The 21,708-nt window shown below is 63.9% G+C and carries 22 protein-coding genes; 10 read left to right on the forward strand and 12 right to left on the reverse strand.

Annotated elements, in window-relative coordinates; translation table 11 throughout:
* Positions 1-40 precede the first annotated feature (40 nt).
* Both STHERM_RS08650 and STHERM_RS08655 read left to right on the forward strand, forming a co-directional pair.
* A complete protein-coding gene (locus tag STHERM_RS08650) occupies positions 41-1,261 on the forward strand; it encodes a glycosyltransferase (RefSeq protein WP_013314509.1) in 1,221 nt (406 codons plus the stop codon).
* Positions 1,245-2,324, forward strand: a complete 1,080-nt coding sequence (locus STHERM_RS08655) for a glycoside hydrolase family 130 protein (RefSeq protein WP_013314510.1) — start codon at positions 1,245-1,247, stop codon at positions 2,322-2,324. The genes STHERM_RS08650 and STHERM_RS08655 overlap by 17 nt, the downstream gene beginning before the upstream one ends.
* 69 nt (positions 2,325-2,393) lie before the next feature.
* Here the strand turns inward: STHERM_RS08655 and STHERM_RS08660 are convergent, their stop codons facing one another.
* From STHERM_RS08660 to STHERM_RS08670, 3 genes are all read right to left on the reverse strand, one after another.
* Positions 2,394-3,908: a Do family serine endopeptidase gene (locus STHERM_RS08660; protein ID WP_013314511.1), complete on the reverse strand. Its 1,515-nt coding sequence runs from the start codon at positions 3,906-3,908 to the stop codon at positions 2,394-2,396.
* A gap of 101 nt (positions 3,909-4,009) precedes the next feature.
* Positions 4,010-4,387 carry an Hsp20/alpha crystallin family protein gene (locus tag STHERM_RS08665; RefSeq protein WP_013314512.1) on the reverse strand — a complete coding sequence of 126 codons (378 nt, stop codon included), beginning with the start codon at positions 4,385-4,387 and terminating at the stop codon, positions 4,010-4,012.
* A 21-nt stretch (positions 4,388-4,408) separates the two neighbouring features.
* Positions 4,409-4,861 carry an Hsp20/alpha crystallin family protein gene (locus STHERM_RS08670; protein WP_013314513.1) on the reverse strand — a complete coding sequence of 151 codons (453 nt, stop codon included), beginning with the start codon at positions 4,859-4,861 and terminating at the stop codon, positions 4,409-4,411.
* Between the two features lie 308 nt (positions 4,862-5,169).
* On the opposite strand from STHERM_RS08670, the gene STHERM_RS08675 reads away from it, so the two are divergent.
* From STHERM_RS08675 to STHERM_RS08690, 4 genes are all read left to right on the forward strand, one after another.
* Positions 5,170-5,919, forward strand: a complete 750-nt coding sequence (locus tag STHERM_RS08675; protein WP_052295678.1) for an SDR family oxidoreductase — start codon at positions 5,170-5,172, stop codon at positions 5,917-5,919.
* A 15-nt stretch (positions 5,920-5,934) separates the two neighbouring features.
* Positions 5,935-6,381, forward strand: a complete 447-nt coding sequence (locus STHERM_RS08680) for a hypothetical protein (RefSeq protein ID WP_013314515.1) — start codon at positions 5,935-5,937, stop codon at positions 6,379-6,381.
* A 63-nt stretch (positions 6,382-6,444) separates the two neighbouring features.
* The gene (locus STHERM_RS08685; RefSeq protein WP_013314516.1) at positions 6,445-7,308 is read left to right on the forward strand and encodes a VIT1/CCC1 transporter family protein; all 864 of its coding nucleotides are present in this window, start codon (positions 6,445-6,447) and stop codon (positions 7,306-7,308) included.
* Positions 7,309-7,479: 171 nt separating this feature from the next.
* Positions 7,480-9,543 (forward strand): 7TM-DISM domain-containing protein, encoded by a 2,064-nt coding sequence (locus tag STHERM_RS08690; protein ID WP_148223901.1) that lies wholly within the window; start codon positions 7,480-7,482, stop codon positions 9,541-9,543.
* 117 nt (positions 9,544-9,660) lie between these two features.
* Here the strand turns inward: STHERM_RS08690 and STHERM_RS08695 are convergent, their stop codons facing one another.
* A complete protein-coding gene (locus STHERM_RS08695; RefSeq protein ID WP_013314518.1) occupies positions 9,661-10,338 on the reverse strand; it encodes an HAD family hydrolase in 678 nt (225 codons plus the stop codon).
* 197 nt (positions 10,339-10,535) lie between these two features.
* Between STHERM_RS08695 and STHERM_RS08700 the strand changes: the two genes are divergently transcribed.
* The gene (locus STHERM_RS08700) at positions 10,536-10,925 is read left to right on the forward strand and encodes a nucleotidyltransferase domain-containing protein (protein ID WP_237223244.1); all 390 of its coding nucleotides are present in this window, start codon (positions 10,536-10,538) and stop codon (positions 10,923-10,925) included.
* Positions 10,922-11,338, forward strand: coding sequence for a HEPN domain-containing protein (locus tag STHERM_RS08705; RefSeq protein ID WP_013314520.1), 417 nt, complete (start codon positions 10,922-10,924; stop codon positions 11,336-11,338). Before STHERM_RS08700 ends, STHERM_RS08705 begins: the two co-directional genes overlap by 4 nt.
* A 6-nt stretch (positions 11,339-11,344) precedes the next feature.
* On the opposite strand, the gene STHERM_RS08710 is transcribed toward STHERM_RS08705, so the two are convergent.
* Both STHERM_RS08710 and manA read right to left on the reverse strand, forming a co-directional pair.
* A complete protein-coding gene (locus tag STHERM_RS08710; protein ID WP_041623497.1) occupies positions 11,345-11,809 on the reverse strand; it encodes a YaiI/YqxD family protein in 465 nt (154 codons plus the stop codon).
* Positions 11,810-13,024 (reverse strand): mannose-6-phosphate isomerase, class I, encoded by a 1,215-nt coding sequence (gene manA / locus STHERM_RS08715; protein ID WP_041623499.1) that lies wholly within the window; start codon positions 13,022-13,024, stop codon positions 11,810-11,812.
* A 187-nt stretch (positions 13,025-13,211) separates the two neighbouring features.
* On the opposite strand from manA, the gene STHERM_RS08720 reads away from it, so the two are divergent.
* Complete coding sequence (locus STHERM_RS08720) at positions 13,212-14,876, forward strand: diphosphate--fructose-6-phosphate 1-phosphotransferase (protein ID WP_013314522.1); 1,665 nt, start codon at positions 13,212-13,214, stop codon at positions 14,874-14,876.
* Positions 14,877-15,028: 152 nt separating this feature from the next.
* Here STHERM_RS08720 and STHERM_RS08725 read toward each other — a convergent pair whose 3' ends face one another.
* From STHERM_RS08725 to queD, 6 genes are all read right to left on the reverse strand, one after another.
* Positions 15,029-15,982: a 1-phosphofructokinase family hexose kinase gene (locus STHERM_RS08725; protein WP_013314524.1), complete on the reverse strand. Its 954-nt coding sequence runs from the start codon at positions 15,980-15,982 to the stop codon at positions 15,029-15,031.
* 8 nt (positions 15,983-15,990) lie between these two features.
* Positions 15,991-17,163 carry an iron-containing alcohol dehydrogenase gene (locus tag STHERM_RS08730; RefSeq protein ID WP_013314525.1) on the reverse strand — a complete coding sequence of 391 codons (1,173 nt, stop codon included), beginning with the start codon at positions 17,161-17,163 and terminating at the stop codon, positions 15,991-15,993.
* Positions 17,164-17,478, reverse strand: coding sequence for a YhbY family RNA-binding protein (locus tag STHERM_RS08735; protein WP_013314526.1), 315 nt, complete (start codon positions 17,476-17,478; stop codon positions 17,164-17,166).
* Between the two features lie 49 nt (positions 17,479-17,527).
* On the reverse strand, positions 17,528-17,956 hold the full coding sequence (locus STHERM_RS08740) for a hypothetical protein (protein WP_013314527.1): 429 nt from the start codon (positions 17,954-17,956) through the stop codon (positions 17,528-17,530).
* A gap of 128 nt (positions 17,957-18,084) precedes the next feature.
* A complete protein-coding gene (locus STHERM_RS08745) occupies positions 18,085-19,797 on the reverse strand; it encodes a DNA adenine methylase (RefSeq protein WP_013314528.1) in 1,713 nt (570 codons plus the stop codon).
* The gene (gene queD / locus STHERM_RS08750) at positions 19,742-20,170 is read right to left on the reverse strand and encodes a 6-carboxytetrahydropterin synthase QueD (protein WP_013314530.1); all 429 of its coding nucleotides are present in this window, start codon (positions 20,168-20,170) and stop codon (positions 19,742-19,744) included. The genes STHERM_RS08745 and queD overlap by 56 nt, the downstream gene beginning before the upstream one ends.
* On the opposite strand from queD, the gene STHERM_RS08755 reads away from it, so the two are divergent.
* Positions 20,169-21,680: a UDP-N-acetylmuramoyl-L-alanyl-D-glutamate--2,6-diaminopimelate ligase gene (locus STHERM_RS08755; RefSeq protein WP_013314529.1), complete on the forward strand. Its 1,512-nt coding sequence runs from the start codon at positions 20,169-20,171 to the stop codon at positions 21,678-21,680. The two genes, queD and STHERM_RS08755, sit on opposite strands and share 2 nt — an antisense overlap.
* Positions 21,681-21,708 lie beyond the last annotated feature (28 nt).

Consider the following 21,708-nt stretch of genomic DNA (forward strand, 5'->3'; position numbering starts at 1 on the left):
TCTGGGGGCCGAGACGCTACCCCATTGAAAGGAGGACTGCATGCGTATAGGGATGATCTCCACCCATCCGCCCATAGAGTGCGGTATCGCCACGTACTGTCAGTACCTGGTGGAAGCCCTCAGGTTCCACCAGATGGAGATCTTCGTGATGAGCCCCTTCGGCGCCCAGGGAGAGCGTGTGTTTCCGGTCTTTCCTCCCGGGAGCGATACCTTCGCCCACACGGTATTCAAGCTCAGTACGTCCATGACCCCCGACATCATGCACATACAGCACGAGTACGGCCTCTATGGAGAGCAGCGGGGCATGGAGATCGTCGACCTCACACTCCGTTACCATCTGGTGGGAATCCCAGTGGTCATCACCCTCCACACCGTGTACGAGCACCTCTCACAGGAGGAGAAGATCGTGCTCCACCCGCTCGTCTCGGCGGCTTCCGCCGTCATCGTTCACGAGGACTTTCAGAAAACGTCCCTCCTCAAGGGTTTCCCCGATATCCCCTCCCTCGAGTCGAAGATCGCGGTCATCGAACATGGGATCAGGAAGGTAGGGCCGGTACCCAATGCCAAGCACATCCTGGGGCTCGAAGGCAAGAAGGTGGTCCTCCTCGCCGGCTACTTCAGGCCCAGCAAGCGGTTCGAACTCATCGTCGATCTGCTGCCCCGCCTGGTGGAGAGGGTGGAAGACCTGGTCCTCGTAGTGGCCGGTAAGACGAGGAACCTGGAGTACGACGAGTACCGCAGACAGCTCTTCGAAAAGATCCACTCCTCCCCCGTGGAGGACCGCATCGTGGTCTTCCGTGGCCAGTTCCCCCAGTACACGTTCGACACCATCCTCTCCGCGGCCGATGTGGTGGTGCTCCCCTACGAGAAAGGGGCACAGAGCGGGATGCTCGCCCAGTGCTTCGCCGCACACAGACCGGTGATCACCTCCGGGCTCCTCGCCTTCAGAAAGGTGATAGAACGCAGCGGAGGAGGTCTCATCGCGGAACACGACGAAGACTACCTGGAACTCATCCCCCGTGTGCTCAATGACAAGGCCCTCCATGCCCGGCTTCAAGAGAACATCCGCCGTTATATAGAGAAGAGGGCGTCCTGGAAAAAGGTGGCCGAGGCCCACATCGAGGTGTATCGAAGGATCCTCGGCTCCAATCTGGGGAAGGCCCGCTACATCTACATTCCCGAACCGGCACAGGACGAGCGGGTGAGACCGTTGTCACCCCGTATCCCCACGGAAGGAGGCGTGCATGGAACGACATCCTGAGAACCCCCTCATACGGCCGGAAGACGTATCCCCCTCCAATCCTGAGTATGAGGTGGTAGGGGCTTTCAACCCAGGGGCCATCAAGGTGGGGGATGAGTACATCCTCCTCCTCCGCGTGGCCGAACGGGTGCGAAAGGAGGAGGGGTGGATACGGGTACCCCATGTGGAGTTCAGGGAAGAGGGCAATGGCATCCCCTCGGTCCTGTCATTCAGGGAAGACGATCCCGATGTACGCCTCAAGGACACCAGGGGAGTGGTGTACAAGGGTGTGGACTACCTGTCCAGCATGAGCCACATCCGCCTCGCGCGGAGCACCGACGGAGTCCACTTCACGGTGGAGCGGGAACCCTTCCTCTTCCCCGCCTCCCCGGTCGAACGTTTCGGGGTGGAAGACGCCCGGGTGGTGTACCTGGAGGGGCGGTACTGGATCAACTTCACCGTGGTCTCCCCCGATGGATGGGCCACGGCCCTCGCCTCCACCACCGACTTCCGAACCGTGGAACGCCACGGGATCATCTTTCATCCCCAGAACAAGGACGTGTGTCTCTTTCCGGAAAAGATAAAAGGAAAGTACGCGGCGCTCCACAGACCCAACAACGAAGGCTTCGGAAAACCGTCGATCTGGTACGCGGAATCGCCGGACCTCCTTCACTGGGGAGCGCACTCCTGCCTTGCCCGACCAAGGCCCACCGTGTGGGAGGCGATGAAGATAGGGGGCGGCGCGCCTTCGATCAGGACGACGGAGGGGTGGCTCCAGATCTACCACGCGAAAGGCGAGGGACAACGCTACACCCTCTTCGCCCTTCTCCTCGACCACGAAGATCCCCGGAAGATCGTCGCGCGGGGTACCGTTCCCCTCATGGAACCCGAGGCACCCTACGAGAAGGAAGGCTTCTTCGGAAACGTGCTCTTCACCAACGGGATCATCGCCCACGAGGACGGGACCCTCTCCATATACTACGGCGCGGCGGATCAGTATACCTGCCTCGTCCGTACCGGAGTGGACGAGGTCCTCGCTCATCTCGAGGCCCACGGTGAACGGGGGCCTCGAGCAGCAGGCTGATCTCCTACGTGATGGTACACAAGAGGCCCACCCTGAGGGTGGGCCTCTCTTTCATCACGTCAGGGACACCTATCTGGGTACCTTGAGTCCGATCACCACCTCGGTGGTGCCCCGGAGCACGCTGAAACGTACCGTGGCCCCCGGCCTACTCGTCTCGGCAAGAGCCCCGTAGAAGTCCTTCACCGACCTCACGGCACGCTCTCCCACACCGGTGATCACATCCCCTGCACGGAGCCCGGCCACCGCAGGTGGAGTCCCGGCCGCCACCTGTACCACCAGGACACCCGTACGGGCCTCGACCCCGTACCGCTCACGCACCTCGTCGGTGAGCTGGGTGACCATGAGACCGGGCCACAACTGCTCCACGGCCCGGGAAAGCTCATCGTCGGTCTTCCTCTCCCCGAGGCGCACGGTGAAGATCTTGCTCCCGCCCTGCCTGAGTACCTCTATCTCAACACGCTCACCGGGGCTCCGCATCCCGATCTCCCGGGAGAGCTCCGAGGCCTGGGTGATGACGGTGTTCCCCGCCCGTACCACAAAGTCCCCCGGCCTCAGCCCCGCCTGCCACGCGGGGGACCCCACGTACACGTTGGAGATGAGCGTCCCCTTCTTCCCCTTGATACCGAGAGCCTCGGCAAACCCGGGGAACGCTACGTCCGAAGGGTCGAGGAGGGTCACTCCCAGCCATCCATAGGCCACGTGTCCTTTCTCGATGAGCTGTTCCATGGCACGCTTCGCCACGTTGATGGGGATGGCGAACCCGAGCCCCACGTTGCCTCCGGTCTGGGAGGCGATCCATGCGTTGATCCCTATCACCTCGGCGTCAAGGTTCACGAGCGCTCCGCCCGAGTTGCCCGGATTGATGGCCGCATCGGTCTGGATGTAGTCCGTGAACTCACCGATCTGCGTACCGGGGGGGCTCTTCCTCCCCAAGGCGCTCACTATCCCGGCCGTCACGGTGGACTCGAACCCGTACGGATTGCCCACCGCGAGCACCCAGTCGCCCACCTCGAGGGTATCGGAGTCGCCCAGGCGGGCCACCGGTATCTCCTCGGAGGTCTCAAAAGAGACCACCGCGAGGTCGATCCGCTCGTCTTTCCCCACGATCTTCGCCGGAAAGCTCCGCTGGTCGTAGAGTTTCACGCTGATCTCGTCCGCATCCCCCACCACGTGGGCATTCGTGAGCACGTAGACCGTCTTCCCGTCACGACGTACGATCACGCCCGAGCCGAGTCCGCTCCGCCTGAACTCCCGTTCCTGGAACTGCGGTGTCCCGAAGAAGAAGTCCCAGGGGGACTCGAAGGAGGGCACCCGCTGCTTCACCACCTCCACCACGTTGATCTCCACCACCACAGGGAGGACATCACGTGAGACCCGGTTGAAGATCTCCTCAAAGGCCCTCGGATCGACATAGGTCTTCTCGACCACCCGTTCCTCCCTCACGGGCACCGCAGAGGGAGAGGGATCGACCGTCTGGCCGGCTGCCGTAGGGGAGTCGACGAAGGCCACGTTCTGCTGCGCCTGCGTGCACGCAACCACGAGGAACACGAACGCCACGGCTCTGAGGACAAGATTCCGCTTCATACCACTCCTCCCTCATGACGAGCTTCTCTCACAAAAACGAATCCGGCCGGAAAAAGTTACAACACAACAGGGGCTGCCCATCGGGCAGCCCCTGTTGCCACTCAGGCGGTCTTCACCTCTATCTTCTTCGGTTTCGCGCTCTCCTTCACCTGGAGGGTGAGAAAGAGCACACCGTTCTCCAGCCGGGCCTCGATGGACTCGGGGTCCACGGTCTCGTCGAGGGTGAAGACCCTCCTGTAGTCGCACATCCTCCGCTCCCTCACCAGGTAGGCCCCCTCAGGAAGGGTGTCCTTCCTGTGCCCCACCACCGTGAGGGTGTTGTCCTCCACGGAGATCTCCACCCCATCCTTGTCCACGCCCGGCATCTCCATCCTCACCACGATCTTTCCGTCCTCCTCGCGCACGTCGTACACAGGAGGCCGAAAGACCCGCTCCTCTTTCCTCGCTTCCTGTTTCTGGAGTTCCTTCCTCTCTTTCATGGCACACCTCCTTCCCCGGGATTACTTCACCTGCACGGCGATCTTCTTGGGCTTCTTCTCCTCCCTCTTTGCGATGGTGATGGTGAGCACCCCGTTCTTGAGCTCGGCCTTCACCGCATCGGGATCGATGGAATCCGGCAGGGAGACCGTCCTCTGGAACGCACCACTCCAGGACTCCTTACGGTAGTAGTCTCCCTTCTTCTCCTCCTTCTCGTCCTTCTTCTCGCCCTTGATGGTCAGTACGTTGTTGGTGAGGGTGATGTCGAGATCCTTCTCGCTCACACCCGGGAGGTCGCAGGAGACGATCACCTCGTTGTCGGTCTCCATCACATCGAGACTCGGTGAGGTGACTCTGTCGAACAGACCTGTGGTCTCAGGCCATACGAGGTCGAAGACCCGGTTGATCTCCTCCTGTATCCTGTCCAGCTCGTCGAGCCAGGTGTCGGTCGTCCTTCTCACGAGATCCCTTGCCATATCTCCCTCCTTACGTACGGTGTGTGTATGGAGCCCACCACGTGGGCCGGAGCGATCTTCGCTCCACATATAGATTAGCAAATGCCGTGCCAACCGTATGATAAAAACACATCTCCTTTGCTGGAAAGATCTTAAACGTGCATACCTCGGGCGGCGAGGATGGATGGGCGGTCCCGATTGGGTCGAAATTACCCACCCGGGGGAGGCGCCCCGAGAGACACCATGTGTCATAATGACACGATTCGGCCCTCACCGAGGATCCATGGGGCCCCTTGCAGGAACGCCCCGCCTCGCCTACACTGGGCCTCATGGAGAGAGCGGCGCTCGTGACCGGCGGAGCGCAGGGTATAGGCGACGCCATCGTGAAGGCCCTGCTCGAAGCGGGATATGCGGTGGCCTCCGTGGACAAGGACGGAGAGGCGCTCCAGGAACAACAGGAACGGTTGGCAACATACCGGGGCTACCTCCCGATCGAGGCCGACATCGCCTTCCAGGAAGGGATAGAACACGCAGTGCGCCTCACCTTGGAGCGCTTCGGACGCCTCCACGGCCTGGTGAACAATGCGGCCGTCTCGGCAGACGCCCCCCTGCACGCGCTCTCGAGGCAGGAGTGGGAGGCGGTGCTGGCCGTGAACCTCACGGCGCCGTGCTTCCTCGCCCAGGCCTGTGCACCCCATCTGGCCGCCACCCGGGGGGCCATCGTCAACATCTGTTCCACACGTGCCCTCATGTCCGAGCCGCACACCGAGGCCTACAGCGCGAGCAAGGGAGGGCTCCTGGCCCTCACCCACGCCCTCGCGGTGAGTCTGGGCCCCCGCGTCCGTGTGAACGCCGTGAGCCCCGGATGGATAGAGGTGCGCGATCGGAAGAAGCGTGCGCTGAGGCAGGAGGTCCACCACACCGAGGAAGACGCGCTCCAGCACCCTGCGGGCCGCGTAGGGGTACCGGAAGACATCGCGCGCATGGTGCTCTTCCTGCTCGACCCTGCGAACGACTTCATCACGGGACAGAACTTCGTCATCGACGGCGGCATGACGAGGAAGATGATCTACGTGTAACACCCTGGAGGGACTATGCTCATATCGGAAGACGAGAGGGAGAAGGACGGACGGGTCTGCGACTCCGACGAGGGCCTCAACCTGGCCTGGCGGGCCGTACGGGAGTTCCACCTGCGCTTCGGACATCCACACGAGGACCGGCCCCGGTTCCTCGAGGGGAAGCGGGCCGCGGCCCGCGCCAAGTGGATGCAGGAGGAGGTGGAGGAGTTTCTCGAAGCGGAGGATGTGGTGGATCAGGCGGATGCCATGATCGACCTCATCTATTTCGCGTTGGGCACCCTGGTGGAGATGGGGGTGGAACCGGAGCCCTTGTTCCGCATCGTCCACGAGGCCAACATGAAGAAACTCTGGCCCGACGGGAAGCCTCACTACAACGAGGACGGCAAGACCGTGAAACCTCCCGGTTGGACGGACCCCTATCCCGCCCTGAAGGCGGAAATAGAACGGCAGGGGAAGCGATAGGAGATCTTGCTCAATCTTATATCCGATGTTAGATTGAAACGAGATCATACAAGGAGGAACGGGGTGGATCAGAGGCTTCTCGAGACCATCGAGGTGTTCCAGAAGACAGAGACCACGGAACACTATGTCTACACCCGGCTCGCCGAGTTCGTGGGGGGAGACAACCGTGAGGTACTCCTCCGCATCGCCGGGGAAGAGGGGCGGCACGCCGAGGTGTGGTCCCGTTACACCGGAAAGACCTTCCGTCCGAACCGCCTCAAGGCCTTCTTCTACCTCTTCATCGCCCGCATCTTCAGCTACACCTTCGCCATCAAACTCATGGAGCGGGGCGAGGAACGGGCCGAGGCCGGATACGGCAGCCTGGTGACGGCCGTGCCCGAGGCCGAGGAGATCCTCCACGAGGAGGAGGAGCATGAAAAGGAGCTCGCCGCCATGCTCGACGAGGAGCGGCTCGGCTACATCGGCTCAATGGTCCTGGGACTCAACGACGCCCTGGTGGAACTCACCGGCGCCCTCGCCGGTCTCACCTTCGCGCTCCAGCACACCCGGCTCGTGGGCCTCACCGGACTCATCACAGGGATCTCGGCGGCCCTCTCGATGGCCGCCTCCGAATACCTCTCCACCCGCTCCGAGAAGGGGGAGAAGTCCCCCGGCAAGGCGGCTCTCTACACGGGGGTGGTTTACCTGGTGACGGTGCTCATCCTCGTGTGGCCATACTTCGTCCTCGGCCACTATGTCCCTGCCCTCGCGCTCGCCCTCCTGGGGGCGGTGATCGTGATAGTGATCTTCACCTTCTTCGTGAGCGTGGTACAGGAGGAATCCTTCGCCCGGCTCTTCCTCGAGATGCTGGGCGTGAGCCTCGGGGTGGCGGCCCTCTCGTTCGGCATCGGCCTCCTCGCCCGCATCGTCCTCAAGGTGGAGGTCTAGAGAGGCGCGGCAGACCGCGCCGTATGAGCCCAGCCTCCCGAGATGATGTACCCCCCACAGGTGGTCGAGTCGCCTCAAGACCAAGACCCGCCCAAGACTCAGCAAGGCATGAACAAAGTATGAATTCTCTTGTTGAGGAATTCGGGAAATCACGGTACCATGGCCTCATCCATGAGAGGGCTGAGCAGATCGATCGTCGTTCTCTTTTTCCTGGGGGTGCGTCTCCTTGCGGCAGATCCCGTGATCCCGGTGACGGACTCCGACAGAGCGGTGCACATAGGCGGCCGGTGTTCCTATTGGAAGGACACCACCGGCACAGCCGGTCTCGACCACGTCCTTTCCCTCCCCCCGTCCGCCTTTGAAGAGGCCTCCGGGGAAGGGGATGTCTCGTTCGGATTCGAGCGCAATCCCATGTGGTTCCGACTCCTCTTCGAGTACAAGGGCGGGAGGCCCGCCTCCTTCCTCCTCGTGCTCGACTACAGCCTCGTGGACGACGTGTGGCTCTACCTCCCTCAGGAGACGGGCGGATGGCGCGTACTCGGATCCGACACCTACACCGGTTCTCACAGGCCCGTATTCCCCGTGGAGCTCAGGCCGGGGCGCAACACGATGTATCTGCGGATCGCCACCGAGGGAACCCTCAGGCTTCCCCTCCACCTCTACGAGGAGCACACCTACAGGGTCCTCGCCCTCAGGGAGACCGCCGCGAAGGGCCTCTACCTGGGGGCCATTCTCCTGGCCGCATTCATCAACCTCTTCTTCTTCTATGTCTACAAGAGGGAATCCGACGGTATCGCGAGCCTGTTCCTCTCGGTATTCATCCTCTTCTACGGCATCTTCCAGTCCGTACAGGACGGGTTCGTCCTCTTCTTCATGCCGAAACACATCGTCCCCCTCTTTCGGCTCTACGTGATATGCGGCGTGCTGGGACTCGTGGCCCTGAGCTTCTTCATGATCTTCTTCTTCAGGAGAGAGGATGAGTCCGGCTTCTTCCGGATCTTCTCCCCATTCTGGGGCGCGGCCCTCCTCCTCATCGTCCTCACCTTCCTCACCGAGCCCGGGTTCTACGTGAAGGCCTTCGCCCTCATCGGGGTGGTGTCATTCATCCCCAGCCTCTGGATCGTCCTGCGCGCTCCCAGCAGGAAGGTATTCCTGGGACGGGAACTCCTGTACGTCTACATGCTGCTCATTGCGAGCGTCGTGATCTTCGGCCTAAGAGGGCTGGGGTTCCTCCCCTCCAACCGGCTCACCCTCAATATCATCCCCGCGGGTTTCCTGGTCTTCATCGTGCTCCTCACCCTGATCCAGTTCAAGAGACTCCAGACCTCGATAGAGGAGAAATACACCATGGAGAGGAACTGGAAGGAGCTCTACGAGGCCTCTTCCACGTTCGTCCCCCGGGAATTCCTCTCCTTCATGCACAGGGGGTCGATAAAGGACGTGCGACTGGGAGATCAGACGGAGACCGAGCTCACCCTCATGTTCTCCGACATCAGGAACTTCACGAGCATCGTGGAGTCCCTCACCCCTGCCGAGAGCTTCGAATTCCTCAATGGGTATTTCGAGTGCGTCGGTCCCATCATCAGGAAGCACCACGGATTCATCGACAAGTACATAGGGGACGGGGTCATGGCCATCTTCCCCCATAAGGCGGACGACGCCCTTGCAGCGGCCCTCGAGATCCAGCAGGCGCTCCCGGCGCTCAACAGGCGGTATGAGTCGAGGGGTTGGCCGTCCATACGCATAGGTATAGGGATACATACCGGGCCGTGCATGGTGGGTACCGTGGGCGAGGATCTCCGAATGGATACCACCGTGATCTCCGACGTGGTCAACATCGCGGCGAGGCTGGAGAATCTCACCAAGACGTTCGGAACCGATATCCTCATATCGGAGCAGGTGGTGATGTCCCTGGCGGATCCCGGAGCCCTCCATCTCCGATTCCTGGGGAAGGTGATGGTGAAGGGCAAGTCCTCCGCGGTATCGGTCTTCCAGGTGCTCACCGACAGGGAGTTCCTCAAGGAAAAGGAGCTGAGGGCGGCGTACGATTCCTTCGAACAGGGGATGTTCGCCTTCTTCAAGCGGGATTTCGCCACCGCCATCTCGCTCTTCAACAGGGTCCTCGAGGTCGTCCCTTCCGACATGCCCGCAAGGGTCTACCTCGAGCAGGCAATGACCCTGCATGCATCGGGTGTACCCGAAGGGTGGGATGGGTATCTCAGGATCACCTCGTGAGGGGGCTCGACAGGCGGGCGCACCCCGGTGGGGAGGGTGTACACGCACCTCTTCGCGGGCTTCGACGCCGAGTCACACGAGGCGCGCCCTCCAACGGAAGACGAGGCGCCCCGGCGTTCACCGCAGGGGGGACAACTCTCGGGAGAGGAGGTCGGAGAGCTCCTCTACACTATGACAGAGTATCCGCGCGCCCGCATCCCTCAGTTCCTCCTCGGTGCGGAAGCCCCAGGTGACCGCGACCGCCTGTATGCCCGCAGCCCTCGCGGTCTGGAGGTCCACTTCGGAATCGCCTACAAGCACCACATCCTCGGGTCCGAGATCGCTCCACGCTGCGAGGATCTCGTAGACCCCTCGGGGGTCCGGTTTCGGCGGGAGCCCTTCCCGGTGCCCCAGGATCACATCGAAGAGGGAGAGGTCGAAGAACGGGGCGAGGGCTCCCTCCACGGCGTGGTGCGGCTTGTTGCTCAACACCGCGAGACGGACGCCGGCCTCCCTGAGACGGCCGAGGAGCTCGGGTATGCCGGGATAGGGGCGGGTTCGGAGGTGTGCCCGTCGCTCGTATTCCTCCTCGAACTCACGAAAGAGGGCCTCCACCCGGTCGGGCGATCGGGCCTCCGGCGGCACGGCCCGTTCTATCATGGTGATGGCGCCGAATCCCACCATGAGCCGGTAGCCTTCGATGGGGTGGGTCGGGAACCCGTGGCGTGCGAGTACGGTATTCACCGCCTCCGCCAAGTCGGGGAGGGTGTCCAGCAGGGTGCCGTCGAGATCGAAGATCACACCTCGTATCCTCATGCGGAGAACGTACTGGATTCCGACGGGGGAGGCAAGTGGCCCAGGCAGGGCTCACTCCTCAAGGAGCCTCGTGAGGATCCGGTCGAAGACCGCGGCAAAGGCCCGCAGCTCGCGGTGCGAGAAACGACTGCGGGTCTTCAAGGAGCCGAAACCTACAGGCTGCACAACCGCGCGGGATGTGCTAGTATGTACACGGGATGAGGAAAGGAGTGCACGGAAAAGGGCGACGGTCCTTCCCTTTCGATTCGGGGGGAGCAATCCCCGAGGACGAGGTGAAACCGCTCATCGGGAAACTCATCCGTGAGCACCTGGGAGAGAACGGGCTCCATCCCGAGCGCATCCTCCTCTTCGGATCGCGCGCGCGAGGGGACTCCTCCAAGGGGAGCGACTGGGATATCCTCGTCATCGTGAGAGAGAGGTTGAGCATCCAGGAGAAGAGGAGGATTTCGAGGGAGCTGAGAAGGGTCTTTGCCGGAAAGCTCATTCCGGTGGACATCCTCGTAAAGACCGCCGAAGAGCTCCCCTCTTACGAATCGTTGCCGGGAAGCATCACGAGAGAGGCGCTCCATCGAGGGGTCCCCCTGTGAACCCCAAGGATTACGTGAGGAAGTGGCTCCACAAAGGCTGGGAAGACTACCTCACGGCCTCGCACGAGCTCAACCTCCCCCCAGAGAACGAGGTCATCACCTCCTCGGTATGTTTCCACTCTCAACAGGCGGTGGAGAAGTTCCTGAAGGCGTACCTCATCTCCCGCGGGGTGGAGTTCGGGAGAACGCACTCGATCGAGTTCCTGCTCGCACTCTGCAGCAGGGAGGATGAGGATTTCGAATCACTCGATCCGGGGGATCTTACCTCGTATGCGGTGGACGTGCGCTATCCGGACGAGTTCTATACCCCCACCCTGGAAGAGGCACGGAAAGCGCTCGAACGTGCGGGCGAGGTGAAGGATCTGGTCCTCAGGAAACTGGGGATCTCCGAGAGAGAGGTGGAGGAACCCTGACTTCCCCTACCCCGACTCCTCAAGGAGCCTCGTGAGGACCCGGTCGAAGACCGCGGCAAAGGCCCGCAGCTCGCGGTGCGAGAAACGACTGCGGGTCTTCACCAGCCCCAGCTCCCTCAGCTGCTTCATGGCGTGGCGCACGGAGAGGCGCTCCCGGACGTTTTCCCGGGTGAACTCCGTACCCCTGTCGTTTATCACCGGCACCCCCCGCTCCACGAGCTCGGCGGCGAGGGGGATATCCCGGGTGACGACCAGGTGCCAGGGTTTCGCATGGGTGAGGATGTACGCATCGGCCGCGCCGGGCGCCGGGGGGAGTTTCACCGGCTTGATCCACGGGCCTTGCGGGAGCCGCAGCCTTCCCTGATGCACCACGTAGACGGGAACCTCACGCCGCGCTGCAGCCCTGAAGATCACCTCCCTCACCTTCACGGGACACGAGTCGCCGTCGAGGTAGATGCGAACCCGCGCCATCTACGCCACCGGCAACGAGGCCCGGTAGAGGCGGCCCTCGACACTCACCTCGTAGCGGCCCACCACGGCCGCCACTACCACCGACTGTCCCCTGGAGAGCTCGAGGGTTCCGCCTTCCCAGGAGAAGATCGCATGGTCCCCAAGGAGCACGAGGATCTCCATGGAACCCACCTGCACCTCAACCGGGTCGTCCGCCTCGATACAGGAGAGGGCGAACTCCCCGGTGGGCAGGTCGTACGCCCATAGACCGGGTGCGACCTCCCGGGGGGAGAGCACCTCCACCCCATCCTTCCCTCGAAAGGTGAGTATGCGGAGGAGCTCCGGCACGTCCACGTGCTTAGGAGTACATCCGCCCCTCAGGACGTTGTCCGAGTTGGCCATGAGTTCCACCCCCACGCCCTCGAGATAGGCGTGGAGTTCCCCTGCGGGGAGGAACATGGCCTCACCCGGCGCGAGCTTGACCAGGTTGAGGTAGAGGGGGGCGAGGACACCGATGTCCCCGGGATAGAGGTCGGCGAGCCGGAGGAGCCACTGGTATTCGGGCTCCGGATGATCCCGGAAGGCCACCGAGGCCGTGGTCACCACCTCTCGTTTCACCTGAGGCTCCAGGGTCATGAGGGTGCGGAAGAAGCGGGAGAGGCCCGAGGGAGTGGGGTCTATCCGGAGGTCCCTCACCGCCTGCTCGAGGGGCTCGAAGGCGGGATGGGTGAACCTGCGTGCGATCTCCCCGGGCGAGCGGAAGCCCCGCAGGGCCCAGAAGGGCGTCACCGCACAGATCACCTCCGGTTTGTGGTTGGGATCCCTGTAGTTGCGATGAGGTGCATCGAGTGGGATGCCCTCCCGGTTCTCCCGTTCGAAGCCCTCTCGTGCCTGCTCCTTGTTCGGATGGGCCTGGATGGAGAGCGGCTGAGCCACGCCCAAGACCTTGAAGAGAAAGGGGAGGACGTTGCCGTAGCGCGGGGCCGCAGCGCCGAGCCAGGAGACGGGATCCCGTTCGATGAGGTCTCCGAGCGGTACGCGTTCCCCGTCCGAGAGGCGGACATAGGAGGGGGCTTTCGGATGGGCGCCCATCCACAGCTCGGCCATGGGCGTGCCCTCGGGGTTGGGGATGCCGAGAAAGGTGGTGAAGGCGGTGGGAGACCCCCACGCATAGTGCTGGATGCTGTTCTCGAGCAGATGGATACCGGGCTGCACGGGCGTTCTTCCTCCCTTCATCGTGCTTCCGTGTGTCATACCCAGTGTACGGCAAAAATTCCGATATGACAAGGAGTAGCGATGTGGAGAAACGAGCGGGAGGCAGCAGCCGGGCGTTTCCCGACGCTGATGCACACTCCTTGAACAAACCGATCCATACGGATACACTTTCCCCGTCGCAACCATATCATCCAAAGGAGAGGAGCTCATGACACGGATATCCCCGCTTCAGAAGGCCAGATATGGATACGTCCCCAAGCTGCCTCCCGTGCTTCAGGACGAGATCGCCAGGATCCAGGCGGAACTGGGACAGCCCACCGAGGCGGTGGCCGACAGGGAAGACCTCAAGCGTCTGTTTGCGAACACCTATGGGAAGCCCATCGCCACCCTCACCAGGGGATCCAACCCCGAGGCGGGGAGGAGGCGGACCGTGGGGGTGATCCTCTCGGGCGGGCCTGCACCCGGCGGCCATAACGTGATCTGCGGCCTCTTCGACGCCCTCAAGAAGGCGAACAGGGAGTCCACGCTCATCGGCTTCAAGGGAGGGCCTTCCGGCATCCTCGACGACGAGTGGATAGAGTTCACCGACTCGCTCATCAACCAGTACCGGAACACCGGAGGGTTCGACATCATCGGCTCGGGACGAACCAAGATCGAGACGCCCGAGCAGTTCGCAAAGGCTCTCGAGAACGCGAAGAAACACGGGCTGGACGCCCTGGTCATCATAGGAGGCGACGACTCCAACACGAACGCCGCCTTGCTCGCCGAGTACTTCGTACAACAGGGGGCGCCCATACAGGTGATCGGAATCCCCAAGACCATCGACGGGGACTTGAAGAACGAGTACATCGAGGCGTCCTTCGGATTCGATACCGCCACCAAGGTCTACGCAGAGCTCATCGGCAACATCGCCCGGGATGCGATCTCCTCCCGAAAGTACTGGCACTTCATCCGGCTCATGGGCCGTTCGGCCTCACACATCGCCCTGGAGTGCGCCCTCCAGACCCACCCGAACGTGTGCATCGTCTCGGAGGAGGTGCGCGAGAAGAACATGACCCTCTCCCAGATCGTGGATCAGATCGTGGATGCCGTGGTGAAACGGGCCGCAAAGGGGGAGAACTTCGGGGTGGTGCTCGTGCCCGAGGGGCTCATCGAGTTCATACCGGAGGTGGGGGCGCTCATCGACGAGCTCAACACCCTGCTCGCGAAGGAGGCGGAGGTCTTCAACAGGATCGATGATCCGAGGGAACGGATCTCGTGGGTGAAGGGGAAGCTCTCGGGCAACAACCAGCACGTGTTCTCCTCACTCCCCGAGACGATCCAGGCACAGCTCCTCATGGACAGGGATCCGCACGGTAACGTCCAGGTCTCGCGGATCGAGACCGAGAAACTGCTCATCGAGATGGTCTCCTCCCGGCTCAAGGCGCTCAAAGAGGAAGGGGCCTACAAGGGTAAGTTCAGCGCTCTCAACCACTTCTTCGGCTACGAGGCGAGGTGCGCCTTCCCGAGCAACTTCGACGCCGACTACTGCTACGCCCTCGGGTTCACGGCCTTCGTGTTGATCGCGAACGGGCTCACGGGCTACATCGCGGCGATCAAGAACCTCGCCCGACCTGCGGTGGAGTGGAAGCCCATGGGGATCCCCCTCACGATGATGATGAACATGGAGAAGCGGCACGGGAAGATGAAGCCGGTGATCAGGAAGGCCCTCGTGGATCTCGAGGGTGCACCGTTCAAGCGGTTCGCAACACAGCGGGATGCGTGGGCGACCGAGAGCGCCTATGTCTTCCCGGGCGCGATCCAGTACTACGGGCCGGACGATGTGTGCAACCAGCCGACCATGACGCTGAAGCTCGAACAAGGGCTGGAATAGGCGACGATCAATGCCTCTTTCATGGCAAAGGCGCCCGGGACCTTCCGGGCGCCTTTCTTCATGAGGGACGGAGTGGAGGAGTGAAGGCGGATCGCGAGGGGAGAACGGGATACGGGAGGTGCGCAGGGGGTCGGATGGGGCGGGAGGCGGGGTCAGTCCGCGAGCTCGAGGATGAGTGCCCTGGGGTCGGGAAGGGAGGCGGGGACGAGGGTGCGGGCGCTCTCGGAGGCGCACCGAGCCGCGAAGGAGGCGGCCTCCTGGAGGGGCTTGCCCCGATGGAGGGCGAGGGCGAGGCCCGCCGTGAAGGCGTCGCCGCACCCTATGGTGTTGACCGCCGGAACCCGGGGCACCGGGACGTGGTCCACTCCGTCCGGGCCGGCGAGGATGAGGGGCTCCGGGCCACAGGTGATGGCGAAGGCGGTGTGGTAGGCGCGTGCGAGGCGCAGGGCCTCGGCGGCGGCCTGGTCCCTGGATGCGGCCGCTCCCCGGAGGAAGGTGGAGGAGAACTCCTCCAGGTTGGGGGTCACGACCAGGGGACGGTGGGGAAGCACGGCCTCGAGCTCGGGGCCGCGTATGTCCACGATGAGGCGGACGCCTGTACGGGAGGCGGCCTGCGCCATGCGGGCGTAGAGGTCTGCGGGGTAACCGGGGGCCGGTTTGCCGGTGAGGATGAGGGTGTGGGCGCCGGAGAGGAGCTGGAAGAAGGCCTCAGTGAGGCGGGAGGATGCCTGTTCGGGGACGCGGGGCGACTCCTCGACGAGTTCGGTGACCGCTCCGTCGGCCTCGATCACGGTGGTGCAGGTACGGATCTCCACCGGAAGGGAGACGGCGTGCACGTGGATGCCCTCCCGGTGGGCGTGGTGGAGATAGAGGGGGGCCTGGAGTCCGCCGAGGTGGGTGAGGTGTACGGCGCGTTGTCCGAGCTGGCTCAGGGTGCGACAGACGTTGTGGCCTTTGCCGGCCACGCAGAGGGATGACTCCCGGGCGCGATTGACCGCCCCTCTGCGCACCGCATCGAACCGGAGGGTACGCTGGAAGGTGGGACTGGGGCAGACTACCAGGAAGTAGGGGGGAAGGGGGGGCGGAGGAACGGGGATATCGGGCATGCGGCCTCCTAGATGCGTGAGATGATGATGGAAGCGATCTCCTCTCGAGGTATGGTGCAGGGGTGGGCCTTGTGGGAAGCGGAGGCGGCGAGGGCGCGCGCATCCTCGGGTGTGATGCCGCATCCCGAGAGGGAGGGGATGCCCGCCTGTTCGCGGAGGGCATAGAGGGTGGCGGGGAGGAGGGAGGGGGGACTGGTACCGGTGGGACGCCGACCCGAGAGGGCCTCGCCCGCGAGGGCGCACCGGGTGAGGAGGGAGGAGTACCCCTCCCGCTCCAGGACCCGCACCGTGGCCTCCATTACCTCGGGCAGGAGGTTGGCACACAGGAGGCCGTGCGATACGGGGAACCGAGCCCCCAGAGGTGAGGCGAGCCCATGCACCAACCCCAGGCCTGCGCTCGTGAGGCACACGCCGGAGAAATAGGCGGCATAGGCCATCTCGAGCCTCGCATCCACCTTCCGCCCGCCCTCACGCACCACCACGAGGAAGGAACGACCTGCGAGCACGAGCCCCTGGAGGGCGAGGGCGTCGCTTGCAGGGTTGGCCTCGGTGGAGAGGAAGGCTTCGACGAGCTGCGAGATGGCGTCCATACCCGCCGCTGCGGTGATGGAAGGGGGACAGGAGAGATGGAGGAGCGGATCGAGAAAGGCGGCATCGGGAACATAGCCGGGATGGCGGAGGGAGCGTTTGTAGCCCGAGGGGCCCACCTCGGAGAGCACGGCGTTCGAGGTGGCTTCACTCCCCGTACCCGCCGTGGTGGGCACGGCCACGAGCGGGAGTCGCTCCCCTGTGGGGGACTTCGTCCCCACTCCTTCGAGGTAGTCCTTCACGCTCCCCTCGAGGAAGAGGCCTGCGCTCACCGCCTTTCCGGTGTCGAGCACGCTCCCTCCGCCCACCGCCACCACCACCTCGGCCCCCATCTCGCGGGCCCTTCGCACCCCCTCGTCCACCACCTGGGGCGAGGGCTCGCCGTGTATCGGGTATCGTTCCCACTCCACCCCGTTGCGCTCGATCTCCCTGAGCGCCTCCTGTACAGGCTCGAGACCGTCGAAGGAGGACATGCCGGTACAGAGGAAGACCTTCCTCCACCCCCGCTCCGCCACGAGCCGGGGGAACAGGTCGAACACCCCTTCCCCTGCATAGAGCTCCGGTGTCCGGGCCACAGTGGGACGAACCGCCATTCACCCCTCCTCGCGGTACGGGATGATCACCCTCCGCCTCTCGGGATCGCTCGCCTCCCGGTAAAACACGGCCACGTGTCCGATCACGGCTACGAGGAGGGCCCCCAGTCTCTCCGCGAGCTCGCGGGCGAGGTCTTCCCGTTCATCCTTCCAGGCCACGAACCGCACCTTCACGAGTTCGTTCCTCTCGAGGGCATCGTGGAGGGCCCGGAACACACCTTCGGCCAAGCCCGCCTTTCCCACATAGACCGCCGGTTCCAGATCGTGCGCCATCCGTATGAGGGCGCTCCTCTGATAGCCTCTGAGTTCCATCATCACTTTATACTATGCAAATCGTGAGCCTTCCGCAAGGATGGGCATATCCTCAGGGCTCCGCCTTCCGGCGTGCGAGTCCGAAGATGAGGAGCAGTCCCGCGGCGGCCGCTGCGAGCACCCATCCGGGCCTGAGTGCGAGATCGTGGCGCACCACCTCGAAGAGGACGCCGCCTGCCAGGAGGAGCCCCAGCACGCCCGTGACCACGGAGACGAGACGCGCCCCGGCATCGGCGAGCCGCAGGAGGAGGACGATCCAGCAGAGGGCGAAGAGCACGTAGAAGGCATAGCGGAGCACGGTGAGCACAGAGGTGCCACCCTTGAGCAGCTCCTGGATACTCCCCATTCCGCCGGCCATCTCCCCTAAGGTGACGGCAGAGAACGAAATCCCCAAGGCGCTCACCCAGGGGAGGAAGAGCGAGATCATGAGGATCACCGCGAGCACGGCATCGAACCGTCGGAGAAAGATTCGAAGGTTCATACGTACCTCCATGGGATGGCTCCACGAGGACCTCCCCCGTGACACGAGAAAGCATAGTACAGGCGGTGACCGGAATCAATCAGGAGATCCGCGTGGGGAATCGACGACACCCTCCTCACCCGAAGAGTTCACTCCTGCCGTTCCATCTTCCCCATCCGTCTCCGGGCGCGTTCCAGGAGGCGGGCGAGGTCTCGTTCGATGAGGGGATAGGCGCCCGGCGACGACGCGAGGAGGTGCTGCAGGTGGGACACGGCGCGGCTGAACTCGCACCGGTACTTCTTGAAGGCGAACTTGGAGAGGAGCCACACCACGCGTTTGGAGAGGAGCCGGACCTCCTTCCTGTGGGAGAGTCGGGGGAGGATGGAGAGGGCCACGTAGAATTCCTCCTCCTTGTCGGTACACGCCGCGAGGGAGAGGTCGGCCCTCATGCTCTCGAGTTCCTCGAGGCTGCACCGTTCGAGACCCGGAGGGGCTCCCTGGGGGAGGTAGCCGGCTATGGTCTTCACCGGAGGGAGAGAGGGGGAGAGGTGGAGGAGGTCGCCTTCCAGTCGGAAGAGGCGGGAAAGGAGGGCGGGTCGGAAACCCCTCGAGAGGAGGGCCTCGACCTCCTTCACCGCAAGGACGTGTCTGAGGGATCGTCGCAGCTCCGGCGAGGCGGGTTTCCCCCTGGTGAGGATGCACACATACTCCACGGTGCCGGTCTTTCTGTGGATGCTCTGCCGTCCCCCGCGGTAGGCGGTGTGGTTCGCCACCTCCACCTCCACCGAGCCGTGGAGCGAGAGGATGTCGACGAGGCGTTCACAGGGGATGATCCCGTCGGTGTTGTAGCTCACCAGCAGCACAGGGGCCCGCACCTGCACGACGAGGGCCTCCATGGCCTCCTCGGCGTACCTGCGGGAACAGAAGGGAGACCAGGTGCGCTTCCAGTCAGACCTGATCCCCGCCTTGTGGACGAGCTTCCCTTCCCGGTCGCGTTCCTCGCTCACCGGAGGTCTGTCCCATAGGGCGATGGTGTTGAGCATGAAGTAGTTGCTGCCGTATTGGTGGATGGTGTACGGCGGGTCGAGGTAGCAGAGATCGGCTTCTATTCGCGAGACGAGGGAGAAGGCGTCCTCGCAGAAGGTACGGGCGGACGGTCCGTGCTCGAGGAGCACCGGATGGGGAATCCTGATGGGGGCGAGGATACGGGTGAGGGCATCGCGGCCATGGCCTCCGAAGCCCCGGTGGAAGGCCTTGAAGAGCCCCGAGGTGTTGGCGTGCTTGGCCGCACCGTAGAGCAGGAGGGCCACGAGGAGGGCCTTTTCCTTTCCCGCCGGGTCGGGGAGGTCCCAGCCGGGATACCACTCCTCGATGGTCTCGCGCACCACATCGATGAATCGGGCGTTGTACGGTGTGTAGAAGAGTCGCTCGGAAGAGGGATCGGCGTCTTCGAGGCTGCGTGGGGCGTAGTACCGGCTGATGTAGGGCGCTCGCGGGTATCCGGCGGCGCCTCGACGGTTGAGGACCGAGAGGACTTCCTCGATGCCGCCCAGATGCCGGTACAGAAGGGGAAGATCGGAGGCGTCGATCTCAAGGTAGGCCTTGTTCACGAGGGAGGCGTAGAACTCCCAGTCGCCTGCAGTCACCTCGAAGCCCAGAGTACGAGCGAGACGGCTCACCACGCCCGTGCCGGCAAAGGGGTCGAGGAAGGTGCGGGCTCCGGTACGGGCTCTCACCTTGTGGAAGATCCGGGCGAGGAAGGGGAGGAGGGGGCGTTTGTTGCCTATGTAGGCGATGAGCTGACGGTTAAGGTAGGGGTGGGAACGTATCCCCGTACGGAAGGTAGATGGCGAGGTTCTCATCGGTCTCGAACACCTCTACCTTCCATATCGGTGTCCCGGGGAGTTTCTTCACCATCTCCTCGTACACATAGGTGGCGATCCGCTCGGCGCTCGGGTTCTCCTGGAAGAAGGGGTGGTCGTTGAGGTTCGTATGGTCGAGCCGTGCGAGGACCTCCCTGAGGGCCTTCTTGAGGATCCCGAAGTCGAGGACCATACCCCCTTCGTCGAGCTTCCTCCCTGCGGCGTAGGCTCGGACGCGGTAGTTGTGGCCGTGGAGGGTTTCGCACTTCCCGTGGTAGGAAGAGAGGTAGTGGGCCGCAGCAAAGGTGCCTTCCGCCCTCACCACATACACGGCCTTGTCTGCGCGCTCGTCTCCCTGATAGGATGGGGCCATGAGTCTGGTTCTATCATCTTTGCTGGATGCGATCAAGCCCGAGGAGGTGCGGGGCGGAGGGGATCCCCGGGTGCGTCTCCTCGCCTACGATTCGCGGGACGTGGAATCGGGGGCGCTCTTCTTCGCCCTTCCGGGGCTTCACACCGACGGACACAGGTTCGTTGAGGATGCGCTCGGGCGGGGTGCGGTCGCGGTGGTACACGAGCGGGAGCTTCCGTCCTACCGGGAAGGGGTGGTGTACCTGAGGGTGAAGAACGCCCGGAGGGCGCTCTCCGCCGCTTCCGCGGTGTTCTACGGGCATCCTTCCCAGGATCTCGAGGTGACGGGGGTGACGGGTACGGACGGGAAGAGCAGTACCACCTACTTCATCTACCAGCTCCTCCGGGCTTCGGGAGTGAAGGTGGGGTGCATCTCCACGGCGCTCTTCTCCACCGGGGGGGAGCCCGAGCCGAATCCGCTTCGCCAGTCCACGCCCGAGGCCCCGTTCGTGCATGGGGCGCTGGCCCGTATGAGGGAGGCGGGGTGCACCCACGCGGTGGTGGAGGCGACCTCCCACGGGCTCTCTCCGCGCACGGCACGGCTGGAAGACGTGCGCTTCACCGTGGGGGTGCTCACCAACATCACCCACGAGCACATGGAGTTCCACGGGTCGTTCGAGCAGTACCGCGAGGACAAGGGCAGGCTCTTCAGGGGGCTCCCCGAGGGGGGGAAGGCGGTGCTCAACCTGGACGATCCTTCCTCAGGGTTCCTCGCCGAGAGGACGAGGGCCGGGGTGTGGGGGTACGGGCTTGGTACACGGGAGGGGGCGAGGCTCTGGGCCGAGGTGCGGGAGGAGTCGCTCGCAGGGTCGCGGTGTCTCGTGCACGGGAGGGAGACCCTCGAGGTGTGGGTGCCGTTCCCGGGCCGCTTCAATGTGGAGAACGTGCTCGCGGCGGTGCTGGGGGCCGCGGCGGCGGCGGGGAAGGAGCCGGAGGGGTTCCTGTCCCACGTGCCACACCTCGAGGGTGTACCGGGCCGGATGGAGCGGGTGGAGGCAGGTCAGCCGTTCCTCGTGCTGGTGGATTATGCCCACACGCCGGGGGCGTTCGAGAAGCTCCTGCCGTTCGTGCGCCGGTTCGTGGAGGGGCGCCTGATCGTGGTCTTCGGATCGGCGGGCGAGCGGGACAGGACGAAGCGGCCGATGCAGGGGCGGGTGGCCTCGCGCTGGGCGGAGGTGGTGGTGCTCACGGATGAGGATCCCCGGGGCGAGGACAGGATGGCGATCCTGCGGGAGATCGCCGCGGGGTGCGAGGGGCTGGTGGAGGGTGAGAGCCTGTTCATGGTGCCGGACCGCAGAGAGGCGATCGGCCTGGCGGTGGGGATGGCGCGCGAGGGGGATGCGGTGCTGTGCCTGGGGAAGGGCCACGAGCGGAGCATCGTCACGGCGGAGGGTCCGGTGGCGTGGGATGAGGTGGGGGCGGTACGGGAGGCACTGGCGGCGCGGGGGTGGCGGGAGGAGCAGGGCTTGTGAGGGAAGGGGGGGGCGGGTATAATGCGGG

Source organism: Spirochaeta thermophila DSM 6192 (assembly GCF_000147075.1).
GTDB classification, from domain to species: domain Bacteria; phylum Spirochaetota; class Spirochaetia; order Winmispirales; family Winmispiraceae; genus Winmispira; species Winmispira thermophila_A.

Coding starts and splice junctions, on each gene's coding strand:
- STHERM_RS08655 (WP_013314510.1), top strand. CDS start 1,245: ATGGAACGACATCCTGAGAACCCCCTCATACGGCCGGAAGACGTATCC.
- STHERM_RS08745 (WP_013314528.1), bottom strand. CDS start 19,797: ATGAGAACCTCGCCATCTACCTTCCGTACGGGGATACGTTCCCACCCC.
- STHERM_RS08720 (WP_013314522.1), top strand. CDS start 13,212: ATGACACGGATATCCCCGCTTCAGAAGGCCAGATATGGATACGTCCCC.
- STHERM_RS08690 (WP_148223901.1), top strand. CDS start 7,480: ATGAGAGGGCTGAGCAGATCGATCGTCGTTCTCTTTTTCCTGGGGGTG.
- STHERM_RS08700 (WP_237223244.1), top strand. CDS start 10,536: ATGAGGAAAGGAGTGCACGGAAAAGGGCGACGGTCCTTCCCTTTCGAT.
- STHERM_RS08740 (WP_013314527.1), bottom strand. CDS start 17,956: ATGAACCTTCGAATCTTTCTCCGACGGTTCGATGCCGTGCTCGCGGTG.
- STHERM_RS08710 (WP_041623497.1), bottom strand. CDS start 11,809: ATGGCGCGGGTTCGCATCTACCTCGACGGCGACTCGTGTCCCGTGAAG.
- STHERM_RS08660 (WP_013314511.1), bottom strand. CDS start 3,908: ATGAAGCGGAATCTTGTCCTCAGAGCCGTGGCGTTCGTGTTCCTCGTG.
- STHERM_RS08680 (WP_013314515.1), top strand. CDS start 5,935: ATGCTCATATCGGAAGACGAGAGGGAGAAGGACGGACGGGTCTGCGAC.
- STHERM_RS08650 (WP_013314509.1), top strand. CDS start 41: ATGCGTATAGGGATGATCTCCACCCATCCGCCCATAGAGTGCGGTATC.
- STHERM_RS08695 (WP_013314518.1), bottom strand. CDS start 10,338: ATGAGGATACGAGGTGTGATCTTCGATCTCGACGGCACCCTGCTGGAC.
- STHERM_RS08755 (WP_013314529.1), top strand. CDS start 20,169: ATGAGTCTGGTTCTATCATCTTTGCTGGATGCGATCAAGCCCGAGGAG.
- STHERM_RS08670 (WP_013314513.1), bottom strand. CDS start 4,861: ATGGCAAGGGATCTCGTGAGAAGGACGACCGACACCTGGCTCGACGAG.
- manA (WP_041623499.1), bottom strand. CDS start 13,024: ATGAAGGGAGGAAGAACGCCCGTGCAGCCCGGTATCCATCTGCTCGAG.
- STHERM_RS08735 (WP_013314526.1), bottom strand. CDS start 17,478: ATGATGGAACTCAGAGGCTATCAGAGGAGCGCCCTCATACGGATGGCG.
- STHERM_RS08730 (WP_013314525.1), bottom strand. CDS start 17,163: ATGGCGGTTCGTCCCACTGTGGCCCGGACACCGGAGCTCTATGCAGGG.
- queD (WP_013314530.1), bottom strand. CDS start 20,170: ATGGCCCCATCCTATCAGGGAGACGAGCGCGCAGACAAGGCCGTGTAT.
- STHERM_RS08665 (WP_013314512.1), bottom strand. CDS start 4,387: ATGAAAGAGAGGAAGGAACTCCAGAAACAGGAAGCGAGGAAAGAGGAG.
- STHERM_RS08675 (WP_052295678.1), top strand. CDS start 5,170: ATGGAGAGAGCGGCGCTCGTGACCGGCGGAGCGCAGGGTATAGGCGAC.
- STHERM_RS08725 (WP_013314524.1), bottom strand. CDS start 15,982: ATGCCCGATATCCCCGTTCCTCCGCCCCCCCTTCCCCCCTACTTCCTG.